This is a genomic window from Corynebacterium uterequi, from assembly GCF_001021065.1.
GTDB classification, from domain to species: Bacteria; Actinomycetota; Actinomycetes; order Mycobacteriales; family Mycobacteriaceae; genus Corynebacterium; species Corynebacterium uterequi.
Genome location: NZ_CP011546.1, coordinates 2280462 through 2307343 on the forward strand (window position 1 = coordinate 2280462; position 26882 = coordinate 2307343).

Below are 26882 nucleotides of genomic sequence, written 5' to 3' on the forward strand. Positions count from 1 at the left end.
AACAATAGACGGCCATCTACGATGTCCCCATGGCAACGCCGACAACCCCACCGACCGGGCTCCCGCGCCGTCTGCTCGTGGTCCTCGCCTTCGTGTCGATGGTCAGCCCCTTGAGCATCAACATGTACCTATCCGGCCTGCCGATGCTGGTCTCAGATTTCCACGCCACCCAGACCGCAGGGCAGCTCACTCTCACCGCCTTCCTCGTGGGCATTGGCGTCGGCCAATTCGTCGTCGGCCCGCTGTCCGACTCGATGGGGCGCCGTCGCCTGCTGCTGCTCGGCACCGCCGGCCTCGTGCTCACCGCCGCGGTGGCCGCGCTCGCGGGGAGCCTGTGGGTGATCTACGCGGCCCGTGTGCTCCAGGGGTTGTCTGCGGGTGCGGCCGTGGTCCTGGCCCGGGCCATCGCCGGCGATCTCGTGCGCGGCGAGGGGTTGGCCAAGGTGTTTAGCATGCTCATGCTGCTGGGCGCCGTCGCCCCGGTGCTCGGGCCCATTGCGGGCGGGTTCATCGTCGACGCCTCCGGGTGGCGCACCGTATTTTGGGTGCTCAGCACCTTGGCGGTGCTCATGTGCCTGGCGGTGGCACTAGTCGTCCCCGAATCCCTTGCGCCCGACGCCCGCCGGCCTTTCGCCCTGGCCTCCCTGCGCGAGGGCTTCGCCGCGTTAGCCGCGGACCGGCAGTTCATGGGCTATTGCGTGGGCTTCATCTTCACGTTTTCGACGATGTTCGCCTACGTCTCCGCCTCCCCGTTCGTGCTTCAGCAGACGTACGGGTTTAGCCAAATTCAGTTTTCCCATATCTTCGCCATCAACACCGCCGGTATGTTTGTGCTCACGCTGGTCAACCGGGTCATCGTGGGCAAAGTCGGCCCGCGGGTCATCGTCCGGGTGGGCAACCTCGTGCAGCTGGTGGCCACCTTCTACCTGGTGGTGGTGACCGTGGCGGATGCGGGCCGCATGTGGACGCTGGCGGGATTGTTTGTGGTGGTGGCGACCACGGGGATTAATTCGGGCAACGCCTCCGCGCTGGCGATTTCGCGCGCCGGCGCGCTGCCGGTCAACGTGACGGGCACCGCCTCGGCGATTCTGGGGGCGGGGCAGTTCCTTGTCGCCGGGATCATCAGCCCCGCCGTCGGCGCGCTCGGGGCTAGCGGCGTGGCTCAGCCGGTGGCGATGGCGGCGGTGATGTGCGCGATGTGCGCCACTGCCTCGGTGGGCATCCACTTTGTGGCCGCGCCACGACGTCGGCGCCGGGCCGCAGGCGTACGACGCGGTTAGTCCGCGGCCGGCTCGGTGAAAGTGAGCTCCGCCAGCTCCGCGCCGCCGGACATCTGCCGCGCGAGCTCCTCCACACTGACCCCGGACCTGTCCGCGTTGAGGACCACCCGGCCCCGGTTGAGCAGCACAAACCGATCCCCCACCGCGTAGGCGTGGTGCGGGTTGTGGGTGATGAACACCACCGCCACCCCGCGTCGGCGGGCGGCGTCCACCATCCTCAGCACCATGGCGGACTGCTTCACCCCCAGCGCGGCGGTCGGCTCGTCGAGGATGAGCACCCGCGCGCCGAAGTGCACCACCCGGGCGATGGCCACCACCTGCCGCTGCCCGCCGGACAAGGACGCGACCGGGGCGTCGACGCTGCGCAGCTCCACGCCCAACTGGCCTAAGGCTTCGGCGGCGGTGCGACGCATCGTCGACGCTCGCAGCCTCCCGAAGGCGCCAGTGAGTTCCTGGCCGAGGAAGAAGTTGCGCCACACGCTCATCTGTTCCACCACCGCGAGGTCCTGATACACCGTGGAGATGCCCGCGGCCAGGGCGTCGCGCGGGCTGGCCAGCGTGGTCGCTTCGCCATCGATGAGGAGCCCACCGGCGCTGGGCGCGTGCAGCCCGGCGAGGATCTTGATGAGCGTGGACTTGCCCGCGCCGTTGTCCCCGAGCACGCAGGTCACGGTGGCGGGATAGATGGCCATTGTCACCCCGGTGAGGGCGTCGAAGCCGCCGTAACGTTTGGCCACGTCGCGCAGCTGGACGATGGGCGCCGGTTCGCAGGTCATGCGTGCTCCTTGGTCAAAGCGGCGAAGCGGTGGTTGGTGAGCACCGCCAGCAGCAGCATGGCGCCGAGGAAGAACTTGAACCAGTCCGGGTTCCAGCCCGCGTAGACGATGCCCTGGTTGGTCATCCCGAAGATGAGCGCACCGATGGCCGTTCCCACCACCGTGCCGCGCCCGCCGTTCATGGCCGTGCCGCCGATGACCGCGGCGATGATGTACAAGAACTCGTTGCCCACGCCCTGGCCGGCCTGGATGGAATCGAATTGGAAGAGGGTGTGCATGCCCACGAACCACGCACACCCAGCCACGATGACGAAGAGCGTGATCTTCACCCGGCGCACCGGCACACCTACCGCACGGGCGGCGTCGGCATTGCCGCCGACGGCGTACACCCAGTTACCGAAACGGGTGCTGTGCAGCACGAACGCACCTAGGGCGACGAAGATCAGCCACCACACCACGGTGATTTTCAGCTCGATTCCACCGAGGGGGATCGACGAGGCGAACACCGCCCGGGCCGTAGCGAATCCCGCCATGTCGGAGATAGGTCGGGTGGCCACCTGGCCGGTGATTGCCTTGGTCACCGCCAGGTTGATGCCCTGGAGCATGAGGAAGGACGCCAGGGTAATGAGGAAGGAGTTGATCTTCGTGCGGGTGACCAGCACCCCATTGAACAACCCGACACCGACCGCCACCCCGAGCCCGAGCAGGGCCCCAACCCAGGAGTTGAGGTGGAGGTAGTAGTTGAGCATTGTTGCGCTCAACGCCGCCGTGGTCACAGCGACCCCGGTCGATAGATCGAACTCGCCGCCGATCATGAGCAGGCCGACGCCGATGGCCATGATGCCGATCGTCGAACTGGCGTAGAGCACCGTGGCCATGGCCTCGACGCTGCGAAAGGCCGGGGCGACGATCAAAAACACCACAAACAGGGCCACCGCACCCAACCCGCTGGTCAGCTCCGGGTTGAGAAGCCGCCTCATCGCAAGCCGGCCTTGGCGGCGTCGGCGATGAGCTCCACGTTGTCCTTACTCACGAACGACGGGCCCGTGAACACCGGCTGCCCGCCGCCGATGACGCCGCCGTTGCGCTTGGCCAGCCACAGTGCATCCACCGCCAGGTAGCCCTGGAGGTAGGGCTGCTGGTCGATGGCCCAGGCGATGGACCCGTCGGCGATGGCGTCGACGAGCTCCGCGTTGGTGTCGAAGGTGGCGATCCGCGCCTGGCTCCCGGCGGCCGAGGCCGCCTCCACCGCCACCAGCGACACCGGAGCCTGCAGCCCCAGCACCCAGTCGATGCTGTCATCCTGATCCAGCTTGGCCTGCAACGTCGATTGCACCGAGGTCAAATCCATCCCGTTGACGTAGATGGTCTCCACCTCGGTGTCGGCGCCGGCGTCCCGTGCACCCTGCTTCGCGCCCGCGCACCGGGCCTCCTGCGAGGAATTGCCCTGCTCATGGATGACGCAGAGCACGTGCTTGGCGCCGTCACCGCCAAGGCGCTCGCCCGCCGCCTGGCCGGCCACGGACTCGTCCTGGCCGAAGAAGCTCGAGATGCCATAGTTGGCGTACTCCACCATCCCGGCGTTGAGCCCGACGACGTTGATACCCTCATCCGCCGCCTTCTTCGCGGCCGGGCCGAGGGCCTCGGCGTTGGGCAAAGTCACCGCGATGCCGTCAACGCCGGCGTCGATGGCCGACTGCACCAGGTTCGCCTGGTTCGGCGCCTGCGGGTCCGAGCTGTAGCGCAGCTCAATGTTGTGCGCGGCGGCCGCGTCCTCCGCGCCGGTGCGCACCAGGTCCCAGAACGTGTCCCCCGGCGCGCCGTGGCTGACCATCGCCACGGTCATCTCTGGGGCGGCGGACGCGTCAGTGCCACCGCCACCGTTGCGTTGACCGGGAACCGGCGGGGCGCCACCCGTCGACGAGCATGCGCTAAGGGCGAGGCAGGCGGCGATGAGGGCGGCACTCAGGGCGTGGATTCTTCTCACAGGCACACAGTCAACGCAGGTCACGGGGCATCGTCAAGGCTTGCCGGCCGGTGCTTGATCGATCCAGGACGCCTGTACTGCGTGTTCGTCGGCACCCAGGTGAGGGCCAGCGGGGGTAGTTGGGCGACGGGTGGTGGGGGCGGTGGGGTGCCTAGATAACCTCCCAGTTGACGGTGAAAAGCTCCCGACGGGCCTCGGTGGCGTTGAGGGCATCGCGTGCGTCGTCGAGGTATTCCTCTGATTGGTCGCGTAGCCGGTTGCGCTCGGCTCGGTATTCGTCTTCGGCATCGTCGATCTTGCGACGCCATTGCCGGGCCTCTTTTTTGAGCTTGAGTTCCTCAGCCGTGCTGGTGGCCTTGCGAGCGGCCTTCTTCGCGGTGGCTTCCTTGGCTTGGTATTCGCGGATCTTCGCGTCAAACTTCGCCTTATGGTCGAGACGCGCCGCTTCGATCAGTTCTTCCTGCTGGAGGAAAAACCCGGCATTACGATCTTCGACGTCCTGGCCGAGCTCTGCAAGCTGGGCCTTGAGTGCGTGCTCGAACCCGGCGTCATCGACAGGCTCGGCGGTGATGCCGACGCACGTGAGGTCGAAGATGTCCCGTACTTGCTCATGGTCCATCGGGGTGCCGTCATCGAGGAAACCAGCGGTCAGCAGGTACGACTCACGGAGCGGTTGGTTGCCGGCCTTCATCACGAAGGTGACCTCTTCGATCCGCAACCGACCGGACTTCTTCTTGAGCCGCTTGGCGACGGCAGTGGCGCGTGCCGAGTCTTTGACCTGGAAGGTTAGTCGCGCTTGCGGGGTGTCATGGTCTCTCGCACGATCGATCACCCATTTGCACAGGTCACTGGCATAACGGTACTGATGCGCCCCCTTGCGAGGCTCGGATTTGAAGAAATAGTCGCCAGTCGGGATGCCGGCTTTCGGCGCGTGGTGGAGGGTGAACTGGGTGCCGGATTCGTTGAAGCCGGCGATTTTTTCGAGTTCGTGGCGGGTGACGGCTATGAGGAGGCGCTCAAAGGCGTTGAGAACGACGCCGGTTTGGGCATCGTAGGACTTGAGTTTGTCGCGTACCTTCGGATCAAGGTTGTCGAAGACCTTCGCCCTGGTCTTCTTCATCTCCCGATTGATCTGCTTCGCATACTTTGCCTCGAGCGCAGTGAAGGCGGCATCGATCTCCGTGGCGGTCTTGCAGTTGTCGAGGATGTAGGCGATGTTCTTCTCGAAGTCCAGTCCGTCCTCGATCTGCCCCAGCACCTCGTCGGAGGCGCCGAACACGGACGTGAACAGTTCGAACTTCTCGGTGAGAAGCTCCAGGATGCGCTCTTCAGCAAGGTTGCCCTTATTGGAGAAGTTCACGACGACGACATTGTGTTTCTGCCCGAAGCGGTGCACACGGCCTATACGCTGTTCGATTCGCTGCGGGTTCCAGGGGAGGTCGTAGTTGACCAGCATCGAGCAGAACTGCAGGTTGATGCCCTCAGCAGCAGCCTCGGTGGCGATCATGAGGCGACCGTTTTCACGGAACTCATCGACCAGCGCCTTGCGGCGGTCAGCAGTGGGGACTCCGGTGACGAGGTCTCCGCCTTTGTTGTCCTCCAGCCAACGCTTGTAGATGGCGTTGGCCGTCTTGCCTGTGTTCGTCCCGTTAAACAGGATGAGGCCTTCACCCCACCCCGCCTCGGTCAGAGATCGAGCGAGGTAGTCCTGCGTGACAGTGGAGTCAGTGAAAATGATCGCCTTCTCCGGCGCTCCGATATCACGGAGCTTCGCGAATCCTTGTTCGAGGGCATCGACGAGTTTCACCGCCTTCTGGTTCACAGTGATAGAACGGGCGAGTGCAGCAAACTCGCGCAATTCCTCGACCTCGCCGAGCATCGCTTTCCGCTGCTGCGGATCGATCAGCTCCGGCTTGCCGGAAATCTTTTCTACTGCTTCGCGTAGTTCGCTGGTGACATCCGAGTCAGAAACGAAGCCGCCTGCGTCGTTGCGACGGCGCCCTGCCTGCGTTTCAGCAGCGAGGCGTTCAGCTGTTTTCTCCAGGGTCGAGGCGACGGCGTAGGAGGAAGAGCCAAGGCGCTTGCGCATAATGAGCGCCGAGAGGTGCCGCTGCGACTTCGCGAACGCCCACAAGAACGGTCGCTGCAAGTACTCATTGATCTTGTCGTAGAGTTCGATCTCCGCGGGGCTGGGTGTGAAGGCAACGGTGAGCGGCATCCGCGCGGTAAAGCGAATGTACTTATCCGCATCCTTGCGTAGGGTTCGCTTGGCCACGAGAGAAACACGGTTCGCGAGGTCATCGTTGCCGACGCCGTTGGGGTTGTTGAGGTAGCGCTCCTTGAACGCATCCAAGGAGTGGAAGTAGTCCGGTGCGAACACGGAGACGAGCCCGTAGAGTTCCTCGAGGCGGTTTTGCAACGGGGTCGCAGTCAGCATCACAGTCTTCGAGGCAGCCCGGCAGATTCTCGCCACGTTCGCGGCGATCTTCGCCTGCCCCGTCCAGTAGGAGCGCAAACGGTGGGCTTCATCGCAGACCACAAGATCCCAGCTACGGATCAATTTCGTCGTCTGAGAATTCGCGAACTCGTAGGAGCAGATGAGGATCTGCTCTGCGGCGCCTGGCCCCGTCAGCTCGTCGATGTTGGTGCGTTCCAAGAGAGCTGCCGGTAGGGCGAACTTCTCGTCTAGTTCCTGCTTCCACTGCTGACGCAACGACGACGGCGCGATGATAACAATTCGCCGGTTGCGTTGGGCCCAATACTGGGAGATGACGATTCCCGCCTCGATAGTCTTACCAAGCCCCACCTCATCGGCGAGGATCACGCCATTCAGGAATGGTGTTTGCAGGGCGAAGAGGGCTGCGTCAACCTGGTGAGGCTTCGGCTCCACCTGCGCATCGAACAGCAGCCCAGCCAGCTTCCCGACATGGTCAGAGGCATACGAGCGGTCGAGCTCGTGGGCGTAGAGCTTAGCCTGATAGTCACTCAAGTACTGCACGATAAGCCTCCCTTAGACTTCCCACTGACTGGGTGCTGACACTTTGTAATCCAGGCCGATGGCCGCGAAGTGCTTCTCCGCGGCCTTGATCTTCGCGTTCTCGCTCGGACGGCGCTTGTGCGGGTCCTGGCTCGACTTCGTCTCTCGCACCAGGTAGAGATGCTCGACGCCGTCCTCGACCTTGATGATCGCCCAGTCCGGGTTGTAATCCCCGACGGGCGTGGGCACCCGGAACTTGTCCGGGAGCTTCATGAACAGTTTGATGTCCTCGCGTGAGTCCAAGAGCTGGGCGAACTGCCGCTCAACGGCTGAGTCGAGGACGACGTAATCGAAGTCCGTCTTCTCCTTGTTCGTCACCTTGTAGAGCTGGTCGATGAACCGGTCCTTCTCTTCGAGGCCATCTGCTTGCAGCTCGCGTAGCTCGTAGATGGAACCGCCGATCGGTTCATACTGGATGCCTTCGATCAGCGTGTAGGCGAGCTCTGCCTCGATTCGCTCAGTAACCATGCTGATGAAGTCATTCGGATTCGCTAAGAAGTCGCCGATGCGCCCGGAGCCGATCAGGATGTCGATAATCGTCTTGCGCGTCAGGGATGTGGATTCCTGGAGCTGGCTGATGATGTCCGGCAGCGGGTAAGAGTCCGTGAGCACCGCAGAGCGTGAGCCGAGCTCTCGGCCCTTCGGGCCACCGCGGGTGATCTCCAGACCAGTGCGGGTGACTTGGATACGGATCGGGTCGATTTTTGGCGCCTGCTGGATACTCGCTACACACCGCGCGATGAGGTCGTCACGGTCGAAGGCGACGCGGTACGTGGTACGAGCTGTGATTGCCTCCCAGAACGCTTCAAACTCCGGGGTAGCGTAGACCTGCTTGTTGAGCTTGCGCTTGATGCGCTTCCGCTTGTGCTTGACGATCGTTTCGATCTTGCAGCCATCGACGATCCGGATGACGTCTTCCTCGTAACCTGCGAACTCGTCGGGAAGGTTGACGGTAAAGCCCAGCTGGTCCGGCACCCACGTGCCCATCACCTCACCGGCGGCGTTGATGTAACCCTGGTTGAGGAGCGACTCCCAGATCTCACCGGAGCGCTTCGTCCCCAGCCGCATCTCCTTACCCGTCACCTCATCAACCACCGGCAAGGCAGCGAACTCAGTCCGTCTCACGTACCCGATCGCCACACCAGCCCGCTTGTACTCATCCTGCAACGCGGCAGCAAACGCCGCATACGATTCGTTCGCCACGACTGTCAACTGTGCGGTTCCAGCATCCTTGATGCGTTCACCGGCTTGGTTGACTGGCAGGCGTAGCCCCCGCCCGATGGTTTGGCGGCGTTCAGTATCGGTGGACATGTCGCGCAGGGTGCAGATCTGGAACACGTTCGGGTTATCCCAGCCTTCCCGTAGCGCGGAGTGGGAGAAGATGAACCGCACCGGCTCCTCCATGCTGAGCAGCCGGGCCTTGTCTTTCATGATCAGCTCATAGGCTGGGGTTACCCTCGAGTAGTGGACACCTGATAAGGATGGGCCACAGGCCTGTCAGGAAGGATGTCTGTCACTATGGCAACGAGGAAGACCTACACCCCGGAATACCGGCGCGAAGCCGCCCGATTGGTTCTTGATACCGGCCGCCCGATCTCGGTGGTAGCCAAGGAACTCAACATCAACGCCTCCCTGTTGAGCCGGTGGGTGAAGAAAGAACGCCAGCCCAGCGACCCAGCCACACACCAGGCTGAGGTACTCGACGCCGACGAACGCGCAGAACTGCTACGCCTGCGTAAACAGGTCGCCGAGCTCAAGCTTGATAACGAGTTTTTGGGAAAAGCAGCAGCCTTCTTCGCGTCGAAGCAACAAAAGTAGAACGCTTCCAGCTGATGGCGCAGGAGAAGGCCAACTACAGCATCTGCCGCATGGCCAGGCTTTTGCAGGTCTCCCGCTCGGGCTACTACAAGTGGGCGAGCCAGCAAAGGCTCAAAGCTGCCGGTGATGACCCTCGTGACATGCAGCGCGCCGCGCTTGATGCCAGCGTGCTGAGGTCCTGGACCCAGTCCCACCAGACCTACGGAGCACCGCGGATCACCGCTGATCTACGTGGCATGGGCCTGGTGGTGGATAAGAAAACGGTAGCCAAGTCGATGCGCAGGCTGGGCATTGAAGGCATCTCACCGCGATCGTGGACTCCGGCTCGGCGAGTACCCGGTGTAGCACGGCACCAGATCCCAGATCGGGTGGAACGAGTCTTTGACACCGGGGAACTGAATAAGGTGTGGATCTCCGATATCACGTATCTGCGTACCGGGGAGGGTTGGCTGTATCTGTGTGCGGTCCGTGATGGGTGTTCTCGCCGGGTCTTAGGGTGGGCGATGGACGCGCACCAGAGCACTGACCTGGTGGAACGGGCCCTTCGGATGGCGCACACCTTGCGTGGCGAGGTGGCTGAGGGTGTGGTGTTTCACGCTGATCGTGGCACGCAGTTCACCAGTGATCAGCTGTACCGTGTGTGCCAGGAACTCGGGATCGCTCAGTCGGTGGGACGTACTGGGGTGTGTTTTGATAACGCGATGGCTGAATCGTTTTGGGCGACGCTAAAAACGGAGTTCTACCAGCGGCGACGGTGGCGTACCCGGGATCAAGCTCGTCGTGCGGTGGCGGGTTGGATCGAGGGGTTTTACAACCGGCAACGGCGTCATTCGTCGTTGGGTGGTCTCCCACCTGTCAGTTTCGAAAATAATTACCACTTGGAGAAGGAGTCGGCCTCAGGCCGCGCTGCTTAATCGAACTGTCCACGATTTGCGGGCAACCCCATAGGCTTCGTCGTCAGCCTTGGTTTTGCCCGAGGAGTCCTTGAACGTCACTTGCGCAGCTTTGCCCCTGCCACGTTTCATCTGCGCGAAATACCCTGAACGTGCCTCCACCGGGTCAGCAGGCAAGAACGCGTGCGAGGCAGAGTTCTTGGCCCGTTCTTCCTGGTAGACCGCATCGAACCAAGAGGCGAAATCACCGTTGGCGTCGAGGTTGTTGATGCCCTCACCGAGGTAGGAGGCGACCTTGTCGATGAAGAACAGCGACAGCACTTTGATACCGTGCTCGTGAACCTGGGTCTCCTTGCGGATGTGCTCACGGATGGTTTCGCGGATCATCTCCCGGAACACAGCGTCCTGGTTATCGCCAATCGCCTCACCCACCCGCAGATATCCGTGGTTGGTCAGCTCGATCTGCTCAGGGAGCACGCTGATCTCGTTGATCCGCCAGTTGCCCTCATAGGCCGGGTTACCACCCGACAGCCGTTCCAGATCCGCACCTTGGGTGACGTTGACCTTCCTTTTGGCATACGAGCCGTCTTTCTTACGGCAGATCAGCTCTAGGCTTGCTTTGAAACTCGGGTCTCGCTTGACCTCAAGCAGCTTCACATACGGTTTCGCCGCGCTGCCTATCTCCAGGGCGTCGGAGACGACGATCTTCTTTACCAACTCCAGCCGGTGAGCATCGAGTGGATCGAGCCGGTACACCACGTTACGAGTGGTCCGGTGAGTTGCCGAGTAGCGCAGTGCGCACAGCGGGTTCAGATCAGCGACGGCGGACTGGGAGAGCTGGGACTCCATGTTCTGCGGCTCGTCCATGATCACGATCGGCCGCGTCGCCTGCAGATAATCCAGTGGCCGCAGTCCTGAGAGCTTGTCTCTGGTCTGGTGGATGATGCGGGTGTTTTTGTCGCCCTTGATCGAGTCGATCGTCATCACCATAAACTGCAAAGAGGTAGCCGTGGCAAAGTCACGGACTTGCTCGGCACGGTCGCCCGAGTAGACAGTCACGTCCATATTGATCTGCGGGTAGAGGTGGCGGAAATGTTCGTGCATCAACTGGATGCTCGTCTTCACCCCCTCCCGGATCGCGACCGACGGCACCAAGATGATGAACTTGTTGAACCGGTACTTGCTCGCGAGTTCGAACGCCGTCCGCAAATACACGTACGTCTTGCCGGTACCGGTCTCCATCTCAATATCGAACTGGAGCCCATCCACCAGGGTGTCGTTAACCTCTAAACCGTTGCGGTCTTGCACCCGGCGTAGGTTCGCGGCAATCGTCTCCTCATCTAGGACAAGGTTGTTACCGTAGGCACCGATCTCGACGGACAGGTCGAGCGCGTCTGGCGCTAGGCCAGAGATGTCGAGCGCCGGGTTTGGCGAGCAGTCTTCCAGCTTGGTGACGAGCTGGTCGGCATCGGCAGGCTGCCCGTTGAACAGATCCGTGACAGCCTCGATGGCGCTGGTCTGGTAGGGCTGCCGGGGATCAAACTGAAAGCGCATCACTTAGTCCTCGCCCTACGCCGTCCACAGATCAACATTGCGGGTGCGGCACTCCTGCACAAGGTTCGTCTTCAACTCATCATTGCCCTTGAATGCATCCTCCAGGATCACGAGCCGCTCAGGCTCCTTTGCGACCATCGCACGCAACTGATCCAGAGTCGGAGTCATATGCTCATCAAGGTAGGCCAATACGAGCCCATCAGCCACACTGAAAGCCTCGAGACCCTCGACGTTGATCGTCTCGATCTTCTCCGACAACGAGAAGCCGAGTTTCAATAACACCTCAGTCAGCAGCGCCTCGGGGCGAGCACGATCATCGGCAGAGTCCGAGAGATCGGAGAACAAACCAACCAGCTCATCCTCGGACAGACTCGAGTCAGCCTTCCACTTCGCAAAATTCGTATCCACCAGCTTGTACGCCCGGAAGCCCACATCTAGGTCTTTGCACCCATCGAGCTTGCCGGACTCTTCCTCAAATATCTTCGCTCCGGCTCGGCGAATACGCTCGCGAGTAATCTGCGAAATCGTCTCGTATCCAGCCTTACGCGCCTCAGACTTCTCACCCGTAGGCTCAGGGAGCTGAACCGAAATACACCTGCGGCTCCCACCATCCTCGACATTCAGCTGCATCACCGCATGAGCAGTAGTTCCTGAGCCAGCAAAGAAATCGAGAACATAATCATTACTTGAAACCGCCGATAGCTGAAGCAATTGAGTGATGAGATCAACTGGTTTTGGATTCTCAAAGATCACATTATCGCCAAAAATTGCCTTGATCTCGTCGGTCCCTCTGGTTGATGGTATATCGAGGAAACTACCCGCATTTGAAGTATCTTTCGCAAATTCTCGCTGATCTATTTTGAGACCTTGCTTAGATTCGCGAACCCTGAAGTCGCCTCGACTCAACCGTTCTCGCGTAGTTTCGATACCATTTTCCCAGAATCCATCAACGCCATTTGCATCCTTGGGGTAAATAGGAGACGATCCTGGCGTTTCTTCCAATGACAGGTCCCCATCCTCCCCTAACCAAAAGGCAAAGTGCTGATTCGGGCGGAATTCACGTTGCCATTGGCCACCTGATTTCCTGAAGTCACGCCAATTCTCTTTTCCTGAATCTTCGTTAGGAGGCCCAGACAACTCAACCAGTCCACCATTTTTTGCGTACAGTAGAACATATTCGACCTGTTTGATAATTGCGTTTCTCGCAACCTGCCCCCCTGTGCCTCGCTTTTTCCAACCTAGCACAGCCACTCTGTTTTTTTCGCCGAATATCTCGTCCGCAATCTGTATTAAGTTCTGGATCTCTGCGTCGCCAATAGAAATCGCAATGGATCCATTTGCCGTTAAAAGATTCCGCGCGAGTTTGAGGCGCGGGTACATCATGCTGAGCCAATTGGAGTGGAAGCGGCCACTCGTCTCCGTATTCGACGATAGCTTACCCCCCCCCCGTTGCTTGTCCGGAAAATTCAAGGTAAGAGCCAATCGAGTCTTTATAGTCGTCACTATAAACGAAATCTTTACCCGTGTTGTACGGCGGGTCGATGTAGATCATCTTGATCTTGCCGTAGTAGTGCTTCTGCAGGGTCTTGAGCACTTCGAGGTTGTCTCCCTCGATGAAGACGTTCTGGGTGGTGTCCCAGTTGACCGAGTTCTCCTTGTCCGGCATCAAAGTTGCGGTGGTTGGTGTTTGGGCGGCGCGAATTGCTTCGCGCTTGCCTGGCCACGTCAGACCGAATCGCTCGCGGCCGTCCTCGACGTCGATGTCGAGGATCGTCTTGAGCGTGTCGAGATTTATCTTGCCGTCGGCTACGACCTCGGGGAAGAGCTCGGCAATCTTCGCTGCCGCTTCAGTGGTGTAATCCGGCGTTTTACCTGGTACTTCGTTGTATTCTTCGGTCATTGCCTGCTCCGTAGAAGTTCATAGAGGTGGTAGTGCGCAGTGCTGCTGCGGTTGGGAGTAGACCGCCACCCGGCTCCGTGGCCGCGCCAGGAGGCTTCATCCTCCTAGCCTGCTTTCAGCATGATAACCAGCCTAAGTAAGCTGGCCGTCCATCGCACGGAGTTCTTGAGTCCATGTGTTCCCTAACCGGTCCTGCCGCAAATGCCGCCCCTTCCCGTCGTCCCGCGAGGAAGCCAGCCGCCACCCACGCCACCTCCCCATTGACTACCCTGGCTGCATGATTACCACCCCTCGCCTGACGCTTCGCCGCTGGGAGGCCAGCGACGCCCCCGCTCTCTACCGGCTGGCGAGCGATCCCCTCGTCACGCGGTGGCTGACCTGGCCAACGCACACCAGCGTCGAAGACAGCGCCTACGCCCTCGAGCACGCCCTCACCGGCCCCGAGGCCTACGCGGTGGTGTGGCAAGACCAGCTCATAGGCTCCATCGAGCTCAAACTCGGCAATCCCATTCCGGAGCTGGGCTATTGGCTGGGCCGGGAGTTCTGGGGTCGCGGCTTCGCCACCGAGGCCGGCCACGCCTTGTGCGAGCGCGCATTCACCGAGCTGGGCTACCCCGAGCTGCTGGGCAGGTATTTCGAGGGCAATGACGCCTCGAAAAACGTGTTGACCAAGCTGGGCTTCGTGGCGACGGGAGTCTCCGCGCCCTACGAGCTGCCCGACCGGGGTGAGGTCCGCACGATCCACGAGATGCTGCTTCGCCCCTAGCTCGCACGGCCTCGCTTTTCCTCTTCTGGTGCGCCGTGGCTTATCGTTTCTCTTTCCACAACTGCTAAACGATGAATCCCAAGGAGCGCCATGGCAGCATCCGTGCGTCCCCTGTCGGGGCCGAAGTACGACGATGACATGCGCCCCGACGAGCGCAATTCTCGCGACCGCCTGGGCTCGGATGCCCACAACGGCGTCGTGGCGTCCTTCCGCCAGGCGTGTGCGTCGCCGAAGCGTCTGCGCATGGAGGTGCTCGGCGGCCTCGTCGTCGCGCTCGCTCTTATTCCCGAGGCGATTTCCTTTTCCATCTTGGCCGGCGTCGATCCGTCGGTGGGGCTGTTCACCTCGGTGATTATGGCCATCGTCATCGCGTTCACGGGCGGGCGCCCGGCGATGATTAGCGCCGCCACGGGCGCCGTCGCGCTCGTCGTGGCACCCGTGGCCCGCGATTATGGCCTCGACTATCTCGTGGCCACGGTGCTGCTCGGCGGGGCGATGCAGATCGTGCTGGCGATCGTCGGCGTGGCCAAGCTCATGCGGTTCGTCCCGCGCTCGGTGATGATCGGCTTCGTCAACGCCCTCGGTGTCATGCTGTTCACCGCGCAGCTGCCGCACCTCATCGGCGTGCCGTGGCTGGTCTATCCCCTGTTCGCGCTGGGGTTGGCGATCATGATCGTCGGCCCGAAGCTCACGAAGGCGATCCCCGCGCCGCTCATCACGATTGTCCTTCTCAGCGCCCTCACCATGGCCGCTGGCCTGCGGATCCCCACCGTCGCCGATATGGGCGCCTTGCCGACGTCGCTGCCGTCGCTGTTTGTCCCCGACGTGCCACTGACTATGGAGACGCTCACGATCATCGCCCCATACTCCCTGGCGCTGGCGATCGTCGGGCTCATGGAGTCGCTCATGACGGCCAAGCTCGTCGACGGCCTCACCGACCAGCACTCGGACAAGACCCGCGAGAGCTGGGGCCAGGGCGTGGCGAATATCGCCTCCGGGCTGTTCGGCGGCATGGGTGGCTGCGCCATGATCGGCCAGACGATGATTAACACCCGCGAGTCCGGCGCCAGGACCCGCCTGTCTACCCTGCTGGCTGGTGTGTTCCTGCTCGGGCTGTTGCTGCTGCTCGGGGACCTGGTGGGCCAGATCCCCATGGCGGCGCTGGCGGCGATTATGGTGATGGTCGCCTACGGCACCGTCAACTGGCACTCGGTTCACCCGCGAACCTTGAAGCTCATGCCGCTGAGTGAGACGATCGTCATGGCGGTGACGGTGGTCGCCACGCTCGCCACCCACAACCTGGCGGTCGGGGTGGTGCTCGGCGTGGTGGCGGCGATGATTAGCTTCGCCCGGCGCGTGGCCCACATCGTCACGGTGGAGAAGGTCGAGGAACTCGGCGCCGACGACGACACCCGCACCTACCGCGTGCGGGGCCAGCTGTTCTTCGCGTCGTCGAATGACCTGGTCTATAGCTTCGACTACACCGACCCCGCCCCGCGCATCCGCATCGACATGTCGCAGGCGGAGGTGTGGGACGCCTCCACGGTGGCGACGCTGGACTCGATCACGCAGAAGTTCCGCAACCACGGCAAGGAGGTGGCCATCGTGGGGCTCACCGGGCCTAGCCGCGACCGCCTGGAGCTGCTCACCGGCCAGTTGGAGGGCTAAGACCGCAGATCCGGCCGGAGGGGACTCGGCTCGGGGGCGGCGAGGACGGCGCGCGCCCGCGGGGGCGTCGGCGGCAGGTACGCTCGGCACACTTCCCCGAGCTTCGCTCGACGGGTGAGCCCGCTGCCGTCGGCGGGCGTCCATACCTTTTCCGCGTATCGCGGCACCCAAGCATGCACAGATAACTCCTATCTGATCGCCACGGGCCAGCCCAGCAACGGATCAGCGTTATCCATCCCTCGCACGAGCCCGGCTGAGGCAGGACCCGTAGCGCCGTTAGGGGTGCAGCGCGATGTCGGCGAAACGCGCCCGGGTGGCCGCAGCCAGATCCTTCGGCGCGAGGATGATCTGCTCGCCGATCTCCCCGGCGGAGACATAGATCTCCCCCTGTTCTTCGGCGGCGGTGTCGATGACTGTGGGGAAGGCCTTCTTCATCCCGATCGGGGAACACCCGCCCCGCACGTAGCCGGTGAGCGCCTTAAGCTCCCGCCAGTTGAACATGTGCACGCTCTTGGCGCCGAAGTGGGCGGCCACCTTCTTGAGGTCCAGTTCGTGATCGGTTCCGACGACGGCGACATAATGATCCCCCGCTTTGGACTCCACGACGATCGTCTTGAACAGCACCGCCGCGTCCACCCCGAGCGAGGCGGCGATGTGCTGGCCGATGCCCTTATCCGCGTGGTTCTCCGCGGACTCGGGCGGAGTGTAGGTGCCGGTGCGGTAGCTCAGCCCCAGCTGATCCAGCTTGCGCATCGCGTTGGTCTTGTGGATCTTCTTCTTGGCCATGGGCGGATATTCTACGCCGACGGCCTGCGGGGATTTACCCCCGCAGCGTGGGGTGGACGAAGGTGTACGCGCAGATCAGCGCCACCACGGTTGCCGAGACGACGAAGGGAACCACCGGGTTCCACCCGTAGAGCAGGGTGGACAGTACCGGTGCAACGGCGTAGGCCAGGCCGTTGTTGGCGTTAATGACGCCAGCCACCGATCCTTGCTCGTCCTCGGCCATGCGCAGCGTCGGGCCCGTGTTGTACCCGGGGATCGCCAGCCCCATCCCCAGCCCCAGCAGAACGCAGCCGATCGCGAACAACACGTGGGAGCTACTGGGCCACAGGAAACCAATGCTCACCAGCAGCAGGAGCATGCCGACGCGAAACAGCCGCGCAGCGCTCCACCCGGTTTTCGGCGCGACGACGGCCTGGCCGACGATCATCGTCACACCCATCACCGTGAGATAGATAGCAGACACCCCGGCGGTGGCCTCGCCGTCGAGGCCGAAGCGATCCTGGATAGTAAACCCAAAGATGGTGGCCAGGGAGGAAAAGACGACGAACATGAGCAGCCCACCCACCAGCCAAGGCAGGATCCTCGGGTCGGTGAAGCTAATGCGTTTCGGCTTCTCGATGAGCTGAGTGCCCGCCTGGGGTCGGAACTTCACCACCAGGACGACGATGCTCACCAGCATGACGATCGGCATGACCACCAGCGGCATGAGCAGCCCGCCGACGGCGGCGAGCACCCCGCCGACGATGCCGCCAATAATCGACGCCATACCCTGAGCCGCGCCGATCATCCCCAGCGCCTTGACGCGCCCGGTCTCCGAGGCGGTGTGCGTCACCAGGTGCGCCTGCGCGGTAGGAGCGACGGCGGAGATCCCCGAGCCATAGAGCACGCCGCGGGTGAGCATGACTCCCAGGACTAGGCCGACGCCGGCCAGCGCGCCCGTCATCCCCAGATTCGCGATGATCCCAAAAGTGGCCAGCGCCGTGGTGGCCAGGGCCATACCGGTGACCAGCACCCGCTTGACCCCGAGGCGCTGCGAGGTTCGACCCCAGTACGCGCTGAAGACGGTGACGAGGATCGCGGCGAGGGAGATCGTCGCCCCGATGTGCCATTCTTCGAGGCCCATCTCCCTAGATAGCGGCGCAATGATGGGGTTGAGCAGCATTTGGCCCAGGTAGGCCAGAAACACGACGACGGTGACGAGGCCGGCTTGGGCCGACTCTGGGATGGCCGGCGCCTTATCGGCGGCGGAAGGGTTGGCTGTCATGAGCCTCACGCTTTCTAGAACATGATTCTACTGCCGGCATTGTAGAACGCCGTTCTAGACGGGGTCAAGGATTAGGTACGGTAGACGCATGGGAGCATCCTCGACGGGCCGCAGGGCCGGACTAACCCACCAGCTGATCCTCGACGAGGCCGTCTACCTGTCGGAACACCAGGGAGTCGACGGCTGGACCATGCGCGACATCGCCGACCGACTCGGCGTGGTCCCCTCCGTGCTCTACCACTACTTTCCCAACAAAGACGCCCTCTGCGACGCCGTCGTCGACCACGTCTGCGCCGATATCCCCCTGCCCGACGAGCACCTTCAGTGGAAGGATTGGTTCACCGCCCTAGCCCACTCCCTGCGTCCGGTGCTGCTGCGCTACCACGGGATCACCGACCGCTTCGCCCGCGGGAAGTTCACGCCACGCCTCCTGCCCGCTCTCGACGCTGCCTTTCGCCAACTCGACGGCGCCGGCTTCGGCGACAAGTCCGCCCTCGCCTACTCCATCATCACGAACACGGTCATCCACACCATCGGCGCCCGCAATCTGCGATCCGTCCACCAGCCCGGACAGCGACACGACCTCACCACCATGCTCGAACGCTTCGAGCCACTAGCGGACACATCCCCCGGCTTGCGCGCACTGGTCGATCTGTACCTCGGGCCACTGGCCACCCCGGAGCTGGAGGATAGGCTCTCCGCGGAATACTTCAACCTCGTCATCGCCGCGATGCTCGACGGCATCGAGCACGTACTCCTGCCCCAGGCGAAGCCGCTTCCCCCGGGAGCTTCGGCTCCGGGAAGCGCTCACCGCGACACCAAGTAGAGCGCCGCCCCACCTCCGGCGATGAGTTCCAGATTCCGGCCTTTCACAACACCGGCACTAACAATCGCCTGCCAAGAGGGCTGATCCACTACACCCCCATGCACTACCCCGCCTTGAGATTTATTTTCTAAACCGTCCAATCTTCCGACGCAGCCAACTAGTATCAGAAAAAGAATCGGAACCAAGCAACCCTCCACCACTCCTAACCCTAACTTCTTCCGAAGGAGAATAAGATTAACAGTCCGAGCAATCCCGAAAATAGACGTACTATTGGACTAGCAACATGCATGGCGGTACTCATTTCAACATTTGCGCCAGCGACAGTCTCCGCAGCGGAAATAGCTTCAACAACAAGCACCTCCCCCTCCGGAGAAGAAGTTACTATCGGATGGTCAATACCGGAAAGCACACCAACCAAGCAGCAATCCCGAGCGAGTTCCGAAGCCGCCCATAGATTCGAGACAAAAGAATCAGAAACAGGTCTCCAGACTCTAATAATGATCAACCAAAATACAGCCCCAAATACCTATCGATTCCCTCTCACTCTACCTCCAGGCTCGGAGATTGTTGAATTCTCAGAAGACAGCGCTGAGAGCATGGGCATCTTCCTAGACGGTGATCTGATTGCAACTATTGCACACCCCTGGGCCCATGACTCAAACGGGCGACCGATACCCACCACGATAGCAATCGAGGATGGTGCCCTCGTCCAGCATGTCGACCACAACGGGAGTACATCCTTCCCGATCACAGCAGATCCCCAAATTGACTGGGGCTGGGAGAAAACCACCATAAAACTCAGCAAGAAGGAAACTCAGGCCACTGGCGCCGCTGGAGGCGCGGGTGCTATCACAGCACTCCCTTGGATGGCAGCACTAGGCGTGACAGGTCCGGCTGGAGCGGCCATTCTTGCGGCAGCCGCCAAGCCAGGATTCAACGCTATTCGCGCTCACCACAATAATAATTGCCTTGGAATTATCGTCAATACAAACGTGGCAAGCAGTAACGGCGGAATTTCCACTTACGAATTCCGATGCTCATGAATTTCCCTGAGAACAAATGGTACCGCACCGATAGGCGAAAGATCATAGCGGGCGTATGCGCAGGAGTTGCGGAAGTATACGGAGTTAGACCCGACACGGTAAGATTAGCCTACGTTGCCGCCTCTGCAGTCGGCATACCCATGGTTGGAGCCTATCTCATACAGTGGATGATCTACCCCAAACGTTAGTCCTCCGACCAGCAACTTTCTCAAAGTCAGGCGACAACACTACGGTTTCCTTCGATAGCTTTCTTGAGAGATGAGATTCGCTACCCACGCCAGGAACTCAGCCCTTTCGTATCGGAGATCCACAGCTCTGGAAATCAGTAAGCCGAACAGCTGTCACAGTTTGAGAAGGTAGCCCCGGATTCTGCTCTGAAGCCTGACTGTGGCAACGACGACTCCCCCTCGAGCAGCGTACGCAAAACAGGCCTCAGGGCCGTCTTCGTCTTACTCGTCGCTTCCGCGATGTCGCCGATCAAAAGCGGGGTAACCCGGTTCAGCACGGACTGGACAGGCAACTCGCTGTTGCTCCACCGCTCCGGCAGAGATAGAGTCTCGGATAACCCCGGCGTCGCAACGAGGCACTGCGCACCGAGGAGGCCAGCAAGTATTTCACTGTCGTCGTCACTATCAATCCCCAACGTACGATGCAATTCCTGCGGGAATACGAACCCTTTTCGCCGGGCTATGGCCAAGGCGGCGTCAGCGGCTTTCGACCTGGTATGCCCAACTTGTTCCAGCCAGTTCGCAGTCTCTGGATCGAGCAGTCCCATCCGCGGAAGCTCTACCGCGAAGGAGATGATCGCCGCGTTGAACTTTAGCTCCGGCAAACCTGCTTTATCCGAGCCTTGCTTCCTCTTGATAATCACACCCCTTGATTCTCGCCCACGGCACCGCCCCCGCTACTCGACGGGGTAATGCTCAGGATCTTGCTGAGGATCTTGTCCCGGGAAACACTTCTACCGTCGTCAATATTGTCGAGGGTTCGATCGCCCCACAGCTCGCCCGGGTTTGAGATCTCGATACGGTCGCTGTAGACATCCATTGCTACCTGGGTGCCTTGTCTTCGGAAGCTGTAGTTGCGATGCGCAACCGCATTGGTGATCGCCTCTCGTATGACCATCTCCGAGATTTTCGGTTGAGCCACCGTCACCGCTCCTTGCTCAACGTGGCGCACCTTGAGGCTTGCCATGGCTGCTTTCACGGCGGGTTCGACGGCGTCCGGTATCCGGCCGTCGCAGTGTGTGCGGTCGGAGAATCTCTCCTCGGTGTCCATGGACTTACGCACACCGGGGTGCACTGTGAAGTCAATGAGGGGCTGGGGAAAGAACTGCTGTGGGTAAGCGCCCAGAACGAGCATTCCAGCCAGGGTGACCTCGCTACTCCGGGTCAGGACGTTGAAGCGCGTGAGGATTTCCTCGGTGCTCACGCCATCCTGAGCGGCGCCGGCTTGAATCCGATCTTCTACTCCAGCCCGAGCAGGACGTAGCTACCATTCGTGTTGGCAAAAGCGGACACCGTGACCCACACACTCGCACTAAGTTTCGTGAGAACTGATTTGGCCTCAACTGTCGAGTCGTCGTCACCCTGCCGACGCAGGCGCGCCACCATGTCGGCAATCGGCTCGCTGCTGGACAGCCGGTCCCAATTCACAGCAGTTCACTGAGACCCTCACTTCATAGAGTGAGGGCTCATTTTTAGTTAGTGAGAGCGCCAGACAGCTCAGTGAGTTCCTGACTGGATGGGGTGGCGTTTTGAAACTTTCACAATGACAGCCCGAACATCCACGTTGAGAGCTCAAACTTTCAACATGATGGAACGACACATACAGCAAGGCCCCAAGCCCGCGCTAGACCCCGACCTCACGCGAGGCCAACCCGTCTCGCCGCCGGCCTACAGTAGTGCCCATGACTAGCCCTAGCACGAACCGCGCCGCCTACCCCGCGGAGTCGCTCGACGAACTCGCTGCCAAGGTCGCCGCCCTCACCCCGGCCGAGCACGGCTTCGCCTACTTCGATCCGCTTGCTCCCGCCGCTCATCCCACCATCGAGGGGGATTTAAGCGGCTGGATCATCCCGGCGAAGGACCTCTACGAGTTTGCCGGCATGCCCACCACGTTCGGCTCCCGTGCCCGCACCATTGCCCGCTCCACAGAGACCAACAGCTTCATCGCCGCCTACCAGGCACGTGGCGCCGCCATCCCGGGCAAGTCCGTGACCAGTGAGCTCGGCATGACCATCGACGCGGAGCCGCGCGACCTCCCCGCGCTCGACAACCCCATCTGGCCCGGCCGCACCCCGGGTGGTTCCTCGGGCGGCGCAGCCGTCATGGTGGCCCGCGGCCTCGTGCGCGCCGCCCACGCCTCTGATGCCGGCGGTTCCATCCGTATCCCCTCCGCGGCGTGCGGCGTGGTGGGTTTTAAGCCGGCGTCGTCGCAGATCGCCGCTCACGGGTTCATCACCCGCCGGGTCGAGGACTCGGCGTACCTGCACCAGCTCACGCTTGGCGCGCCGACGCCCCGGCGCGTCGGCCTGTTGACCACCCCGCTGCTCGCCGAGGTGGACGTTCAGCCTGAATGGGAGCGCGCCACCCGCGAGGCCGCTGAGGCGCTGGCTGCTGCCGGGCATGACGTGGTCGAGGTGGGTTTTTGGCCGGCGATCGCGGAGACGTTCGAGCGCTACACGGACATCTTCTCCTACCGCCTGGGCGACATCCCCAACCCGGACTACATTGCCGCCTGGCTGCGCAAACGCGGCCTGACGGTGTCCGCGCAGCGCTACGCGGAATCCCTCGCCTACGCTGCGACGGTGCGCGGCCGGCTGCGGGACTTCTACGGCGTCGACGCCCTGCTCACGCCCACGGTGTCCAGCGACCCGCCTGCTGTCGGCGCGTTTAGTCAGCTTGAACCGGCGGAGAACTTCGCCGCCCAAACCCGGTGGGCGTCGTGGACGTCGGTGTTCAACATCGCCGGTGCGCCAGCCATCTCCCTGCCGTGGCCGGTACCGGGACGGCCTCAGCCGGCGGGTGTGCACCTCGCGGGGCTGACGCTCGACGACGCCGAATTGCTCACCCTCGCCCGAGAGCTGCACGAGTGAGCCCCACCCGTCGGCGGCTGCTCGCCGAGCTCGCCATCGTCCTCGCCGTCACGTTCGGCATGTCCGGGCTGCGCTCAGTGCTGCGGCTGGTCGATGACCTCCTCGACCCCGCTCCCCTCAACGCCCAGCAGGTGACGCTCAACGTTTCTCAGTCGGAGTTGGCGTGGCTCGATCTCGCCTTTCAGTTGTGCAGCGCCGGGGTGCTGTTCGCCTGGGGTGCGCTGGCGCTCTACCTGCTCGGGGACGCCTACCGCCTTACCCGTCCGCGCGGCCGCGACGTCCTCCACGGCGCCGGCCTGGCAGCACTCATCGGCATCCCAGGGTTGGTGTTCTACCTCACCGCGGTGCACCTCGGACTGTCGAAGGTGGTGGTACCCACCGGCGTCGATCACCCGCTCATCGAGATTCCGATGCTGCTTATCTGGTCAGCGGCGAACGCGTTCGGCGAAGAGATCGTCGTCGTCGCCTGGCTCATGACCAGGCTCAAGGCGCTGAACCTGTCGCTTCCGGCGGCGCTGGCGGCGTCGTCGTTGCTGCGCGGGTCGTATCACCTCTACCAAGGCGTGTCCGCCGGGTTCGGCAACATCATCATGGGCGTGGTGTACGGCGCGTACTTTGCCAAGACGGGGAAGGTGTGGCCGCTGGTCATTGGGCATTTCTTCATCGATGCGGTGGCTTTTGTCGGTTACACGGCCGTCGGCGAGTATCTTCCGCTTCCCGGGTAGTTCACAGCTCACTTCTGCTACCGCCTGCTTCCCCTGGGCGGTTAGGCTGACACTATGACTCATTACGGACGCGACGAACGCCGGCTCCGGGGGCATTCGAGTGACCCTCGCGACGCCGCCGGGGAGTTCGTTATCGGGCGCGACGGCAAACCCCTCGTGGACCGCTATGGACGCCCGGTTCGGCGCAACCCGTCGGCTGGCGATCAGCACCGCGGCGCAGACGGCCCCCGGGTGACCCGGCAGCCTCGGCAGCCGGCCGAACCGCGCGCCGCCTATGAGCCTCGACGGACCCCTCAGCACGGAGGAACCCAGCGGCCTGCCCAGCAGTATGGTTCGTCACAGCAATATGGCGCGTCCCAGCGCGGCAGCCGCCATGCCCAGCAGGGGCAGCCGCTGCCACCGCGCCAGCAGCCCCCACGGCAACAACCTCCGCGGCAGCAGCCCGGCGCTCAGCGGGCGGTCCAGCACATGCCGTCGCGCCCGCCGCGCGGCGTCGTCCGCGGCGACGAGCAGCTCCTCATCAACGAGCCTCCGCGCCAAAAGCGCCAGCAGCGCCGCGCACGCCCCCGGATCCGCTTGCCTTTCGGCGGCTGCTTCGGCTGCTTCGGGTCCCTGCTGGCCGTGCTGCTGGTCGGGGTGATTATGGTCACCCTGTGGGCGGATACTCGCCTCTCCCGGGTGGAAGCGCTGTCGCCGAACCCCATCGCCGACACCGCCGGCACCAACTGGCTGCTGGTGGGCTCCGACTCCCGACGGGGCTTAAGCGACGAGGAAGCGGCCCGCCTCGGCACCGGCACGGAGTCCGACGCCGGCGGGTCCCGCACGGACGCGATCATGCTGCTGCATATCCCCTTCGGCGGGGAGGCGCAGCTGATGTCCATCCCACGCGACAGCCTGGTGACCATCCCCGGTTACGGGGAGAACAAGATCAACGCGGCGTTCGCCCTCGGCGGGCCGCAGCTGCTCACCGAGACGGTGGAGGCGGAGACCGGCCTGCGGATCAACCACTATGCGGAGATCGGCATGGGCGGGTTGGCGACGATGGTCGACGCGGTCGGCGGCGTCGAGATCTGCGTCGAGGAGGCCATCGACGACCCCAATGCCAGCCTCAACGTTCAGCCCGGCTGCCAGGCGATGGACGGCGCGACCGCCCTCGGTTACGTGCGCACCCGCGCCACCGCGGGCGGCGACTTCGACCGGGTGGCCCGCCAGCGTCAGTTCTTCTCGTCGCTGCTGGGCACGCTGTCGTCCCCGTCGACGCTGCTCAACCCGCTGAAGTCCGTTCCACTGCTGGTGCGCGCCACCGGTACCTTCGCCATCAGCGAAGGCACCCACGTGTGGCACCTGGCGATGGTGGCTATCGCGATGGCCGGCGGAGTGAAGTCGGAGGTCGTGCCCCCGGCCGGCACTATGGACACCGGCGTGGGCAATGTCGTGCTGTGGGACGAGGCCGCCGCCGAGGAGATGTTCGCGTCGATGCGCTAACGTGTGGTGGGCATTCGCCCACCACACGGGAAAAGGCCCGCCACACGGGAAAAGGCCCGCCACACGGGAAAAGGCCCGCCACACGGGAGCAAAAGACTCACCCCGCGGGAAAAAGAAAGCACCACACTCCGCGTGGCGGGCGTTCCTCACCCCGCGTGGCGGGCGCATGCCTGCCACGCCTCGCGTGGCGGGCGCATGCCTGCCACGCCTCGCGTGGTGGGCGACTGCCCACCACACCTCGTGTGGCGCTCTGCGCCACGCGCGTTTTAACGAATCGTCACCTGGCGGGACTTGATGTTCTCCAGCTGCTTGCGCTCGTCGGCGTTGAGCTGGGCGTCGTTGCTCAGCTCGGCCTCGATGGCCTCGTTGACCTGCTCCAGGGCGGCGGAGTACTCGGCGACGTCCTTGTCCGTGTCGTGCAGGTCGAACACCGGCACGATGACGCCGTGGGTGCGGAACACGCCCGCGAACTTCGTGTCCTCGCCCAGGTGGAGATCGCCGCGGGCGGCGACGCGTGCCAGTGCGGAAAGCAAGGCATTTTCGTCGCCGTCGACGCGCACCCACCGCAGGTAGGCCTTGGCCCCGCCCGGGTAGGTCCACCACGCGGAGCCGGGGATGGCCGCCGGGGACTTACGCGTCGTCGCGATGGTCTCATTCGCCTGCTGGACGGCCTGCTGGGCCTGCGGCGGCAGCACTTCGCCTTCGGGGGTCCACCAGTCGAAGGTGTCATGGACCGCAATGTCGAGGGTGGTGTCGGCGGCGATGAGGTCGGTGATTGCCGGCTGGGAACCGTCGGCGACGGTGGACTCCAAGGTGGCGCCCGGCGCGGCGGTGCGTACCCAGTTCAGGGCGTAGGCGAGGTCGCGACCCGGGTTGTGGGAGCGCTTCTTGACCTGCAGGGCGACGAGGGCGTCGGCGCCGGCTGCCTCCGCGCGGATGGTGGCGGCATTGGCGCCGGGCAGCACGGTGCCGATGGTGACCTCGCGCTCGCAGCCTTCGACGGCGAGGCGGGCCGAGGCGCTGGGCACGAATTCCTGCAGGGCGACGAGGTCCGCCTCACAGGCCAGACCCGCGTAGGGGCGCGGGTCCTTCTCCAGGGCGGCGCGCTCGGCTTGCCGGGCAGCGAGCTTGGCTTGGCGTCGGCTCATGCCCTCCGGCAGGGCGTCTTTGTTCTTACGGTTCTTTTTGGCCATGCGGCCTAATGTAGACGACTCCGCGTCACACTCGCGCGTTGGCCGGGGCGAAAACCTCCAGGGCCAATTCGGCGTCGTCGGTGGTGATGATGTCCGCGCCCGCGTCCCGGGCGGCGAGCAGATCCGCCGGCGTGTTCGGGGTCCACAGGTAGGTCGGTAGCCCGAGGGCGCCGACGAGCTCGGGGCGCAGCTTCGCCACCCGGTGGTCCATGCCCAGCCCGGTGGGCTTGGAGAACATGATGTCCTTGGGGTTGTATTTGAAGTCCCGGGCGCCGCGCAGGTAGAAGCGGTCGAGCGCCGGGGTGAGCTCCGCCATGCGCCGCAGGCAGGTGTGGGAGAAGGAGATGATGTGGATGCGTTCGTCGTCCCTGAGCCCGGCGTAGGCCAGCGCGCGGGTGACCTGTTCTTCCAGCATCCGGCCGTAGCGGGTGGGCTTTTTGATCTCCAGGTAGAGGTGCTTGTCCCCGGCGTCCTTGATAAGCCCGAGCATCTCCGGCAGCGTGAGGATCTCCTGGGGGTTCGCCCGGGTGCCGAAGTTGATGCGGCGGAGCTGCTCCAGGCTCAGCCCCGAGATCCGCGCGACGCCGTTGATGCCGACGTCGGTGCGGCCGAGCCGGGCGTCGTGGTGCAGCACCAGTTCGCCGCTGCGGCACAGGCGCACGTCCGTTTCCACGCCGTGGATGGGCAGGCTGAGCGCGTGCTCGTAGCCGGCGCGGGTCAGTTCCTTAAACCCGGGGCCGTTCCCCCGGTGGGCGACGATCTTCATGACGTGTGGCTTCGCTTC

General features: G+C 63.1%; 25 protein-coding genes and 1 pseudogene. 10 read left to right on the plus strand and 16 right to left on the minus strand.

Annotated elements, in window-relative coordinates; all coding sequences use genetic code 11:
• Positions 1 to 29 precede the first annotated feature (29 nt).
• Positions 30 to 1280, plus strand: a complete 1251-nt coding sequence (locus CUTER_RS10345) for a multidrug effflux MFS transporter (RefSeq protein ID WP_047260357.1) — start codon at positions 30 to 32, stop codon at positions 1278 to 1280.
• On the opposite strand, the gene CUTER_RS10350 is transcribed toward CUTER_RS10345, so the two are convergent.
• The 5 genes and pseudogenes from CUTER_RS10350 to CUTER_RS10370 form a co-directional block, all read right to left on the minus strand.
• On the minus strand, positions 1277 to 2056 hold the full coding sequence (locus CUTER_RS10350) for an ATP-binding cassette domain-containing protein (protein WP_047260358.1): 780 nt from the start codon (positions 2054 to 2056) through the stop codon (positions 1277 to 1279). The genes CUTER_RS10345 and CUTER_RS10350 overlap by 4 nt on opposite strands.
• Positions 2053 to 3036, minus strand: a complete 984-nt coding sequence (locus CUTER_RS10355) for an ABC transporter permease (RefSeq protein ID WP_047260359.1) — start codon at positions 3034 to 3036, stop codon at positions 2053 to 2055. Before CUTER_RS10355 ends, CUTER_RS10350 begins: the two co-directional genes overlap by 4 nt.
• Positions 3033 to 4043 (minus strand): substrate-binding domain-containing protein, encoded by a 1011-nt coding sequence (locus tag CUTER_RS10360; protein WP_082121363.1) that lies wholly within the window; start codon positions 4041 to 4043, stop codon positions 3033 to 3035. The genes CUTER_RS10355 and CUTER_RS10360 overlap by 4 nt, the downstream gene beginning before the upstream one ends.
• Positions 4044 to 4194: 151 nt before the next feature.
• Positions 4195 to 7041 (minus strand): SNF2-related protein, encoded by a 2847-nt coding sequence (locus tag CUTER_RS10365; RefSeq protein WP_236684716.1) that lies wholly within the window; start codon positions 7039 to 7041, stop codon positions 4195 to 4197.
• A 12-nt stretch (positions 7042 to 7053) separates the two neighbouring features.
• Positions 7054 to 8526 (minus strand): annotated as a pseudogene (locus tag CUTER_RS10370) (restriction endonuclease); the annotation flags it as partial.
• A gap of 60 nt (positions 8527 to 8586) precedes the next feature.
• Here CUTER_RS10370 and CUTER_RS10380 point away from each other — a divergent pair.
• A protein-coding gene (locus tag CUTER_RS10380) for an IS3 family transposase (protein ID WP_144412218.1) occupies positions 8587 to 9812 on the plus strand; the annotation gives its coding sequence in 2 pieces (ribosomal slippage) (positions 8587 to 8854 and positions 8854 to 9812; 1227 coding nt in all).
• On the opposite strand, the gene CUTER_RS10385 is transcribed toward CUTER_RS10380, so the two are convergent.
• From CUTER_RS10385 to CUTER_RS11945, 3 genes are read right to left on the minus strand one after another with little or no spacing between them, the layout of a single operon-like run.
• Positions 9795 to 11345, minus strand: coding sequence for a DEAD/DEAH box helicase family protein (locus tag CUTER_RS10385; protein WP_236684717.1), 1551 nt, complete (start codon positions 11343 to 11345; stop codon positions 9795 to 9797). The two genes, CUTER_RS10380 and CUTER_RS10385, sit on opposite strands and share 18 nt — an antisense overlap.
• Positions 11346 to 11360: 15 nt before the next feature.
• Complete coding sequence (locus CUTER_RS10390) at positions 11361 to 12728, minus strand: site-specific DNA-methyltransferase (RefSeq protein WP_236684718.1); 1368 nt, start codon at positions 12726 to 12728, stop codon at positions 11361 to 11363.
• Between the two features lie 52 nt (positions 12729 to 12780).
• Positions 12781 to 13245 carry a hypothetical protein gene (locus tag CUTER_RS11945; protein ID WP_236684719.1) on the minus strand — a complete coding sequence of 155 codons (465 nt, stop codon included), beginning with the start codon at positions 13243 to 13245 and terminating at the stop codon, positions 12781 to 12783.
• 277 nt (positions 13246 to 13522) lie between these two features.
• Here CUTER_RS11945 and CUTER_RS10395 point away from each other — a divergent pair, with 277 nt between their 5' ends.
• Together CUTER_RS10395 and CUTER_RS10400 are read left to right on the plus strand one after the other, a co-directional pair.
• Positions 13523 to 14011 carry a GNAT family N-acetyltransferase gene (locus CUTER_RS10395; protein ID WP_052844125.1) on the plus strand — a complete coding sequence of 163 codons (489 nt, stop codon included), beginning with the start codon at positions 13523 to 13525 and terminating at the stop codon, positions 14009 to 14011.
• Between the two features lie 138 nt (positions 14012 to 14149).
• Complete coding sequence (locus CUTER_RS10400) at positions 14150 to 15679, plus strand: SulP family inorganic anion transporter (protein WP_047260779.1); 1530 nt, start codon at positions 14150 to 14152, stop codon at positions 15677 to 15679.
• Here the strand turns inward: CUTER_RS10400 and CUTER_RS11675 are convergent.
• The 3 genes from CUTER_RS11675 to CUTER_RS10410 all read right to left on the minus strand — a co-directional run bounded on the left by CUTER_RS11675 (position 15676) and on the right by CUTER_RS10410 (position 17729).
• On the minus strand, positions 15676 to 15858 hold the full coding sequence (locus CUTER_RS11675) for a hypothetical protein (protein ID WP_144412320.1): 183 nt from the start codon (positions 15856 to 15858) through the stop codon (positions 15676 to 15678). The two genes, CUTER_RS10400 and CUTER_RS11675, sit on opposite strands and share 4 nt — an antisense overlap.
• A gap of 97 nt (positions 15859 to 15955) precedes the next feature.
• Positions 15956 to 16465: a Cys-tRNA(Pro) deacylase gene (gene ybaK / locus CUTER_RS10405; protein ID WP_047260362.1), complete on the minus strand. Its 510-nt coding sequence runs from the start codon at positions 16463 to 16465 to the stop codon at positions 15956 to 15958.
• A 34-nt stretch (positions 16466 to 16499) separates the two neighbouring features.
• On the minus strand, positions 16500 to 17729 hold the full coding sequence (locus tag CUTER_RS10410) for an MFS transporter (protein ID WP_047260363.1): 1230 nt from the start codon (positions 17727 to 17729) through the stop codon (positions 16500 to 16502).
• An 88-nt stretch (positions 17730 to 17817) separates the two neighbouring features.
• Here CUTER_RS10410 and CUTER_RS11455 point away from each other — a divergent pair, with 88 nt between their 5' ends.
• The 3 genes from CUTER_RS11455 to CUTER_RS11465 all read left to right on the plus strand — a co-directional run bounded on the left by CUTER_RS11455 (position 17818) and on the right by CUTER_RS11465 (position 19786).
• Entirely contained in the window at positions 17818 to 18555 is a 738-nt protein-coding gene (locus CUTER_RS11455; protein ID WP_047260364.1) for a TetR/AcrR family transcriptional regulator, read from the plus strand.
• 287 nt (positions 18556 to 18842) lie between these two features.
• Complete coding sequence (locus CUTER_RS11460; RefSeq protein ID WP_201775040.1) at positions 18843 to 19598, plus strand: hypothetical protein; 756 nt, start codon at positions 18843 to 18845, stop codon at positions 19596 to 19598.
• Positions 19595 to 19786 (plus strand): PspC domain-containing protein, encoded by a 192-nt coding sequence (locus tag CUTER_RS11465; RefSeq protein ID WP_082121432.1) that lies wholly within the window; start codon positions 19595 to 19597, stop codon positions 19784 to 19786. Before CUTER_RS11460 ends, CUTER_RS11465 begins: the two co-directional genes overlap by 4 nt.
• A gap of 134 nt (positions 19787 to 19920) precedes the next feature.
• On the opposite strand, the gene CUTER_RS10420 is transcribed toward CUTER_RS11465, so the two are convergent.
• From CUTER_RS10420 to CUTER_RS10430, 3 genes are read right to left on the minus strand one after another with little or no spacing between them, the layout of a single operon-like run.
• Positions 19921 to 20469: a hypothetical protein gene (locus CUTER_RS10420; protein ID WP_047260365.1), complete on the minus strand. Its 549-nt coding sequence runs from the start codon at positions 20467 to 20469 to the stop codon at positions 19921 to 19923.
• Entirely contained in the window at positions 20466 to 21029 is a 564-nt protein-coding gene (locus CUTER_RS10425) for an ATP-binding protein (RefSeq protein ID WP_047260366.1), read from the minus strand. Before CUTER_RS10425 ends, CUTER_RS10420 begins: the two co-directional genes overlap by 4 nt.
• Before the next feature lie 35 nt (positions 21030 to 21064).
• Complete coding sequence (locus tag CUTER_RS10430) at positions 21065 to 21253, minus strand: putative DNA binding domain-containing protein (RefSeq protein ID WP_047260367.1); 189 nt, start codon at positions 21251 to 21253, stop codon at positions 21065 to 21067.
• A gap of 254 nt (positions 21254 to 21507) precedes the next feature.
• On the opposite strand from CUTER_RS10430, the gene CUTER_RS10435 reads away from it, so the two are divergent.
• From CUTER_RS10435 to CUTER_RS10445, 3 genes are read left to right on the plus strand one after another with little or no spacing between them, the layout of a single operon-like run.
• Positions 21508 to 22695: an amidase gene (locus CUTER_RS10435; RefSeq protein WP_047260368.1), complete on the plus strand. Its 1188-nt coding sequence runs from the start codon at positions 21508 to 21510 to the stop codon at positions 22693 to 22695.
• Between the two features lie 59 nt (positions 22696 to 22754).
• Positions 22755 to 23420, plus strand: a complete 666-nt coding sequence (locus CUTER_RS10440) for a CPBP family intramembrane glutamic endopeptidase (RefSeq protein ID WP_047260780.1) — start codon at positions 22755 to 22757, stop codon at positions 23418 to 23420.
• Between the two features lie 54 nt (positions 23421 to 23474).
• The gene (locus CUTER_RS10445; protein ID WP_082121365.1) at positions 23475 to 24905 is read left to right on the plus strand and encodes an LCP family protein; all 1431 of its coding nucleotides are present in this window, start codon (positions 23475 to 23477) and stop codon (positions 24903 to 24905) included.
• Positions 24906 to 25171: 266 nt separating this feature from the next.
• Here the strand turns inward: CUTER_RS10445 and CUTER_RS10450 are convergent, their stop codons facing one another.
• Complete coding sequence (locus CUTER_RS10450; protein ID WP_047260369.1) at positions 25172 to 26098, minus strand: DUF5926 family protein; 927 nt, start codon at positions 26096 to 26098, stop codon at positions 25172 to 25174.
• Between the two features lie 25 nt (positions 26099 to 26123).
• Positions 26124 to 26864, minus strand: a complete 741-nt coding sequence (locus CUTER_RS10455) for a glycerophosphodiester phosphodiesterase family protein (RefSeq protein WP_047260370.1) — start codon at positions 26862 to 26864, stop codon at positions 26124 to 26126.
• Between the last annotated feature and the right edge of the window lie 18 nt (positions 26865 to 26882).